The 6,038-nt window shown below is 57.6% G+C and carries 9 protein-coding genes; 7 read left to right on the top strand and 2 right to left on the bottom strand.

Translation table 11 applies throughout. The features are described from left to right. Positions 1-177: 177 nt before the first annotated feature. Complete coding sequence (locus ACCQ08_RS23475; protein WP_373451179.1) at positions 178-903, bottom strand: hypothetical protein; 726 nt, start codon at positions 901-903, stop codon at positions 178-180. Positions 904-1,187: 284 nt separating this feature from the next. On the opposite strand from ACCQ08_RS23475, the gene ACCQ08_RS23470 reads away from it, so the two are divergent. Next, a complete protein-coding gene (locus tag ACCQ08_RS23470; RefSeq protein WP_373451178.1) occupies positions 1,188-1,367 on the top strand; it encodes a hypothetical protein in 180 nt (59 codons plus the stop codon). Positions 1,368-1,387: 20 nt separating this feature from the next. Continuing rightward, positions 1,388-2,152, top strand: a complete 765-nt coding sequence (locus ACCQ08_RS23465) for a hypothetical protein (RefSeq protein WP_373451177.1) — start codon at positions 1,388-1,390, stop codon at positions 2,150-2,152. Between the two features lie 23 nt (positions 2,153-2,175). Here ACCQ08_RS23465 and ACCQ08_RS23460 read toward each other — a convergent pair whose 3' ends face one another. Further along, a complete protein-coding gene (locus ACCQ08_RS23460; RefSeq protein ID WP_373451176.1) occupies positions 2,176-2,676 on the bottom strand; it encodes an Arc family DNA-binding protein in 501 nt (166 codons plus the stop codon). Between the two features lie 73 nt (positions 2,677-2,749). Here ACCQ08_RS23460 and ACCQ08_RS23455 point away from each other — a divergent pair, with 73 nt between their 5' ends. The 5 genes from ACCQ08_RS23455 (at position 2,750) to ACCQ08_RS23435 (ending at position 5,779) form a co-directional block, all read left to right on the top strand. Next, positions 2,750-2,929, top strand: a complete 180-nt coding sequence (locus tag ACCQ08_RS23455; protein ID WP_373451175.1) for an Arc family DNA-binding protein — start codon at positions 2,750-2,752, stop codon at positions 2,927-2,929. Continuing rightward, positions 2,926-3,216 carry a hypothetical protein gene (locus tag ACCQ08_RS23450; protein WP_373451174.1) on the top strand — a complete coding sequence of 97 codons (291 nt, stop codon included), beginning with the start codon at positions 2,926-2,928 and terminating at the stop codon, positions 3,214-3,216. Before ACCQ08_RS23455 ends, ACCQ08_RS23450 begins: the two co-directional genes overlap by 4 nt. After that, on the top strand, positions 3,213-4,079 hold the full coding sequence (locus ACCQ08_RS23445; RefSeq protein WP_373451173.1) for an ORF6N domain-containing protein: 867 nt from the start codon (positions 3,213-3,215) through the stop codon (positions 4,077-4,079). The genes ACCQ08_RS23450 and ACCQ08_RS23445 overlap by 4 nt, the downstream gene beginning before the upstream one ends. A 78-nt stretch (positions 4,080-4,157) precedes the next feature. Further along, positions 4,158-4,955, top strand: a complete 798-nt coding sequence (locus ACCQ08_RS23440; protein WP_373451172.1) for a hypothetical protein — start codon at positions 4,158-4,160, stop codon at positions 4,953-4,955. Continuing rightward, positions 4,952-5,779 (top strand): hypothetical protein, encoded by an 828-nt coding sequence (locus ACCQ08_RS23435; RefSeq protein WP_373451171.1) that lies wholly within the window; start codon positions 4,952-4,954, stop codon positions 5,777-5,779. The genes ACCQ08_RS23440 and ACCQ08_RS23435 overlap by 4 nt, the downstream gene beginning before the upstream one ends. Positions 5,780-6,038: the final 259 nt, after the last annotated feature.

Genomic DNA, 6,038 nt, shown 5'->3' with positions numbered 1-6,038 from the left:
AGCGGGCACGGCCGCTGCTCTGCGCGGTGCCCAGCCGTAGCCCTGCAAGGCTCAACTGGTGAGGTGAATGCGACCAAGAACAGGAACGGCAACGCTGGTTGGAATGCCAGCGCGCCTGCCCGGAGCGTATCCGGGCGGGAAACCCAAGCCTTGTGACAGAGGGCTTAGGTTTCCGCTTTATAACGGAAGAATTTGCCAAGCTGAACCGATTCCAAAGGCAGCTTTGCATTTCGGGCATGACTCGGAAATCACCGGGATGACGCTCCCGCAGTTTGGACAGGATCCTTTAGGGGCACTATCGAGAAGCGCTTGGTCACTGGCCTCTTTGAGGGCCTTTAAATCCCGCATCTCAAGAACGGGGTCCTTCCAATCAGAGGCAACGCTCAATCTGCGCATAGCAGCTACGTACGATTCTCGATCTATTACACCAGCTGCGCATTGCTGATCCAGGACGCTTGTTCTCTGAGCAATCCAGGCAGGGTCCAAACGTCGTAACTTTACGAAGACGGGAGCCAACGCGATGCGGAGAGCACTTGGTTCCATGCCCGAATAGTGAAGATGAATCTCTCCAAAGTTGGTGATGAGAGTCAAAAAGGTGTGGATTTTGGTACGTGTAGATATCAGATTGAGTACCGTCGCAATTGCCATTCCTTGAAGCGCTCCTTCAACCCCAAAGCCACCCCCAACAAAGCCGCCCCCCGTGGTCACAGATCCAGGACCGGAAATATTTAGCTCGGCAAGCTCGGCATAGCTGAATGATGCCGTTCTACCTGGCCCGATGAAATTGACAGATTTCTCTTCAAACTGCACGCTCAACGTGCCTCCAGCTGCAAACGGAAATCCGTTCGCGCCCAGCACAGTGCACCCCTCCAAGCGAAGCTGACCCTCAGCAGACATTGACATTCGTAACCTCCTGTATCTGGAGATTATTAATCGGTTTTCGCCGGTCCACGCGCGTCCTCCTCCGCGTTTGGTTCGCCCTTTGGGGCCCGGCACCCTTCAACCCAGCCCGCCACCTGAGCGGGCGCTTTCTTTTCTGGAGCCCAACATGGCTGAAAACAACTCTTCCGCTCCCTTCCGCTGCGGCAGCTGCGGCGCGCCCGTAGAGCGCGAACCTGCTCCAGGTGAAGGCCTGCCCTGCGGCCACTAATAACCCCGCCCACCTGGGCACTTACAACGGAGCCGCTATGGCCGAAAAAATCACCCTCGCATATCGCCTCTTCAATATGCGCCGCTGGGCCGGCGCCAGCTGGGCTAAAGCTGCTGCCTGGGCCCTCGGCTTGGTGTGGCGCAACGCGCGCAACGACCGCCGCGCCCGGCTGGACCATCGCGCAGAAGTTGAACGCGCTGCCCGCCAACGCCTGTAACCCTTATTCGGAATCCAACTATGTCGAAAAAGCCCATGTTCATCCCCAATCCAGATGGAAGTGATGGATACCTGCTCAATCTGGCCGGCGTGCTCCTGATGACTGGAGATGTGATCTTTGGCGATCCAGCTGAAACCACCCCGACAGGCCGCGCAAACGCTTTGCGGATGGTCGAACGAATCTTGCAGGAAGCAGAGAAGCGCGGCTTCAAGCACACCAGCACAGTATGGAATCTGATGCGCCGTAACGAGCCGAACCGGCGTTTGGTCAACCTAGCGCAGAAGGCCATGGACTTGATCCCGAAAGATGTTCAAGGGCGAATCATGCAGGAGGAGCTGAGCAACGCACGGGCCGGCGTGAGCGTGACCCCGCCGCTGCTGGCTATAAAGCATCCGGGCAAGCATGAGCCAGAGAGCAACCCGCGATTCCTGCGCCCTGGTCCCGATGGAGTTGACCCGAGGTTTATGGCAGCCGGACAAGAGCTGAAGCGTATCGCGGAGGAAGAAGGCGAGGATGCAATCCACAAGCCCGAGCATGCTCATCTCTACGCGAAGATGATTCGCTTTGCACCCAAAGACCTACGCGATCAGATGGATGCAAAGGCCAAAGAGTTGAACCTATTCCCCGAAGCGACGCACGTTGGAGAGGATGGCCAGCCAGTCTACTCAGCCCAGCAGCTGGCTGACAAAACGGGGGTGTCGGTTGAAGAAATCGAGCAGTTCATTGCTGATTCCGACATCGATCCCGATGACCTGTACACCGGCCCGGTGTTTCCACTGCAGTGAGCCTGTAATGGCAAGCACACCGGCTAGGCTGGCTTTGTTGCCTTCTTTTTCTCATTTTCGGCCTGCACCACCGAATCGAAAAAAGACTCCTGTTCACGCAAAGCGGATGCCAACTTTGAAGCCTGGGAATTTATAGGCTCAACGCGCATGATTTTGGCGATCGCTTCTTCCAGACCTGGCGACCCTCGACCTGTGAGTGATTTTGCAAAGTCATACGCATCAGCAAACGCATCAGTACGTCTGTCAGGATCAAGCTGCTCAAAGAGCCTTATGACGTTGTTCGCGAGCATTGTCCTAATGCTGGCGGTCATGATCTGTTCAGACTCGAAGCGCAACGCAGCCTTTCTCAACGAATCCTCGAGTTCAGCTTTGGTGACGAGCCCCTCCGAGCTTCTGTAGCTGGCTTCCAATCGAGAGGCGACTTCAGCACTTAAAGAACGATTGTTCTCAGACGCAGAAGTTTGCAGCCGATCCTTGAGATCGGCTGGCAAGCGGAGGTTAGTTTGTACATCTTCAGAGGCCATTTCCGCATTATCCAAGCAAAGTGCTTGCACGCAACCAAGCAGAGTGCTACATTCAAACCAAGCAAAGTGCTACATGAAAGGAAATCGCATGGCACAGCGCGACACGCAGACCAATCTTCGCCTCCCGCTTGAGTTGAAGAAATGGCTTCAAGAACAAGCAGATAGCCAGCATCGGAGTCTCTCCGCTGAGGTGGTTATCAGGCTTGAATCAACCCGCCCCCAAGCGCCAGAAGCGCAGAAAGGAACCCCATGAAAGTGACAACAGATAGCACCGTGACCCCGCAGATCACGGTCGATACCGAGCGAGACGATGCCTTCAAGCTCGGCGAAGAGACGGCCCACGAAACTTGGATTCAGCACTGCGAGGGCGACACCGTGGATGAAGCCTCGTTTCACATGGCCACCACTGTCATGGAGCAATTCGTGATGGAAGACCGGGAGAACGCGACCGCTTACGCCTATGGCCTGATCCGCGAGCTGCTGCGCAAGTCCCGCAAGCCAGAAGGCACCCCCGCAAACCTGGAAGGAGCACCGCAATGAGCAATATCGTCAAGATCAACGACACGGACCTGCAGGTGATCGAGTACCGGGGCCAGCGCGTGGCCACCCTCGCACAGATTGATGAGGTGCATGCCCGTCCGGAGGGGACAGCCCGTCGCACATTCAATGAGCACAAACATCGTCTCGTGGAAGGTGAGGACTACTTCGTACGTAATACGTCCGAAGCCCGCGAGATGGGCTTTACCGCACCTAACGGACTGATCCTCATCAGCGAGCAGGGCTACACCATGCTGGTCAAGCCCTTCACGGACGACCTGGCCTGGCAGGTTCAACGCCAGGTGGTTACCGGCTACTTCCGCGCCAAGGAATTGGCAGCCCCGTCAAAGCCTGCCCGCATTCGCGGCCGCACCGCCCTGGAGCAGGTGAAGCTCATCAACTTCGTAGGCGATGCCATCAAGAACGTACCTGGCATCCGTCTTGGCCGACTGGCGGCCGCCAAGCTCAAAGCATTCTCCGAGCAGACGGGCCTGGACTTCAGCGACTTTCGCCGCGCCCTCCCCGCACTGCCGCTGGATCAGATGGTTCACTTGAACCCTACCCAGATCGGGCAGCGCATTGAAAAGCAGACAGGCAGGGCCAAGGTGAGCGGCCAAGCAGTCAACAAGGTGCTGCTGGCACTGGGTCTGCAGCGCAAGGTAGAGGACGGCTACGTTCTGACCGCGGCCGGCACCAAATATGGCGAGATCCACGACTACAAAGCCGAGAACGATCATTCCGGCCTGCAGATCGACTGGTATGAGTCTGTCGTCAACGTGGTGCGCGACAACCTGCCCGCCGAGACAACCAAGCGCAAGACCTCCAGCAGCCCCGCACAGTCTGGACCGCACGGCTCTGCAGCGTGACCCACCAAAGCGAAACCCCTGAGCGCTCTGACCTGCTCAAGGGTTTCTAGATCCGAAGCTTCTCACAAGGAACGAATCATGTCCGAGATTATGACGCCTCCCAAGGTGGAGGCCAAGCGGAGCCCTGCGCGCCAGCAGGCGAAGCACAGCGATCCAGTGCCAGCGCGCCCAACTGAGGCCGAGCGCCTGCAGACTGAAGCACTTCAGATCCTCCACTATCTCTGCACCGAGTTGTCGCAGGCTGAACTGCGGGACATGCCACAAGCGCAGGCAGAGGCAATTGAGTGCGATACGGTGCTGTTCAACTTGCTCAACCCGGAAGAATCGGACTGCCCTCAGATGGGCACCTTGGCAAGCCTCGTGATGTTGCGCCAGTGCGTGCAGAACACCTTCGCTTGCCTCGAAGCTGCTTCTGGCCCAACCGTGCCGGTGGCAATCGCCTCTGCGGCACTGCTGGAGCACATTGACGGGTTCGCCGCTCACCTGCACCAAGCAATTGCAGGCCTGCCAGGCACTATCGAAGATCTCCGCACTTTGACCACCTTTGCAGGCATCAAGACTTTCCGCGACCGGCCGACACCGCCGATCCGTCGTATAGAGCAAGCACCACCACCAGGCAAGACCCATGCGCAGCTGCGTCGAATTCTCGAGTTTGTCGCCCAGCAGGCTGGCACGGTGAACGAGCTGCTCATGCAGATGCAGACCGACTCCCAGATCAGATATGAAAGCCAGGTGCTGTTGGGTGGTGCCCAGGCCGTCACCCAATACATTGGCGCAGCTGCAGATGATGCATTGGGCGGCTATGTCGTAGGCGGCTTTGAACGCTGGACCTATGGACCTAACTTCGCGGACGCGGACAAAGGAGCATCAGCATGAACGCAGTTCTTGAAAAGCCTCCAGCAAAAGCTCGCGGCCGCAAGGCGGCGCCATCCGCACCAGCCCCTGTGCCAGTTCCACTTGCTTCTACTGATGCGACCCTGTTCGCAGAAGTGGGCGACTTCCTGGCTCAAGCCAGTGGCACCGATGAACCGCATGGTTTCAGTGGCGACTCAGATCGTCTGCTGAGCATTGGAGCAATGATCGCGCTTGATGCCGCAAAAGCTAAGTACTCGAACACGAACGCAGAGAACACAGCTTATGACGTAGCGGCATGCATCAACGCTGCTCGCCTTGTGCCTGACGATACTGAGTCAGTCGAACGGACCATAAACATCTACTGTGCATCCGAGCGTTTAGCAGCCATAACAGGAAGTGCTATTCATCAAATCATCTTCACCGATGTGCCGCGCCCTGCTCGAGATCCTGCGCTAACACCTCCAGCTGAGCCTGCAATCAGCCACAAACGGTTCACCGAAGACCAGTTGAACGATTTGTACTTCAGGGCCTATGTACACATGGATTGCGCCCGGATGGTGATCTTCCAGTACGCGGAGCATGCGAACTCTGAGGAAGTATTCGCCTTGCGTGATCTGCTGGACACATATTGCGAAGCTGCGAAGACTTCCCTGGACACGAAGGACGCCGGAACGCTCTTTTCGGGTCCACTGCCCGACCTGTCTGCGGACCTTAGCAAGATCATCCACCTGTTCCACGCGGTCAACCACGACGAACGCAGCGACCAAGTCCTGCATAGCGTCAACTACTTGCTGATGAGCGCAAAAAGAATCGTGGATGGTGACCTGGGGGTGCTTGATGAGTAGGCACTACAGCCCACCACCCCCACCACCGGCGCCACGCAGCGGCTCGCCCTTCGACATCCTCAAAGAGATTGCGGAGCGCCGGGCGAAGCTGCACAGCCCCGCCTGCTGGTGTGAAACCTGCGATACCGCTGCCAACAACGGGCTGCGCTCACGCATGAGCCTGTGCCCTGATTGCGGCAACAAGCGCTGCCCAAAAACCACCCACCACGACAACGCTTGCACCAGCAGCAATGCGCCAGGGCAGCCTGGTTCGAGCTGG

Origin of the sequence: Comamonas sp. SY3 (assembly GCF_041730275.1) — a bacterium.
Classification (GTDB): domain Bacteria; phylum Pseudomonadota; class Gammaproteobacteria; order Burkholderiales; family Burkholderiaceae_C; genus Comamonas; species Comamonas sediminis.
This window is presented reverse-complemented; position numbering and strand designations above follow the sequence as displayed.

Bases quoted from the DNA above. Each gene is read 5' to 3' on its own strand.
- ACCQ08_RS23445 (WP_373451173.1), top strand. From the start codon at position 3,213: ATGAGCAATATCGTCAAGATCAACGACACGGACCTGCAGGTGATCGAG.
- ACCQ08_RS23455 (WP_373451175.1), top strand. From the start codon at position 2,750: ATGAAAGGAAATCGCATGGCACAGCGCGACACGCAGACCAATCTTCGC.
- ACCQ08_RS23435 (WP_373451171.1), top strand. From the start codon at position 4,952: ATGAACGCAGTTCTTGAAAAGCCTCCAGCAAAAGCTCGCGGCCGCAAG.
- ACCQ08_RS23440 (WP_373451172.1), top strand. From the start codon at position 4,158: ATGTCCGAGATTATGACGCCTCCCAAGGTGGAGGCCAAGCGGAGCCCT.
- ACCQ08_RS23465 (WP_373451177.1), top strand. From the start codon at position 1,388: ATGTCGAAAAAGCCCATGTTCATCCCCAATCCAGATGGAAGTGATGGA.
- ACCQ08_RS23450 (WP_373451174.1), top strand. From the start codon at position 2,926: ATGAAAGTGACAACAGATAGCACCGTGACCCCGCAGATCACGGTCGAT.
- ACCQ08_RS23460 (WP_373451176.1), bottom strand. From the start codon at position 2,676: ATGGCCTCTGAAGATGTACAAACTAACCTCCGCTTGCCAGCCGATCTC.
- ACCQ08_RS23475 (WP_373451179.1), bottom strand. From the start codon at position 903: ATGTCAATGTCTGCTGAGGGTCAGCTTCGCTTGGAGGGGTGCACTGTG.
- ACCQ08_RS23470 (WP_373451178.1), top strand. From the start codon at position 1,188: ATGGCCGAAAAAATCACCCTCGCATATCGCCTCTTCAATATGCGCCGC.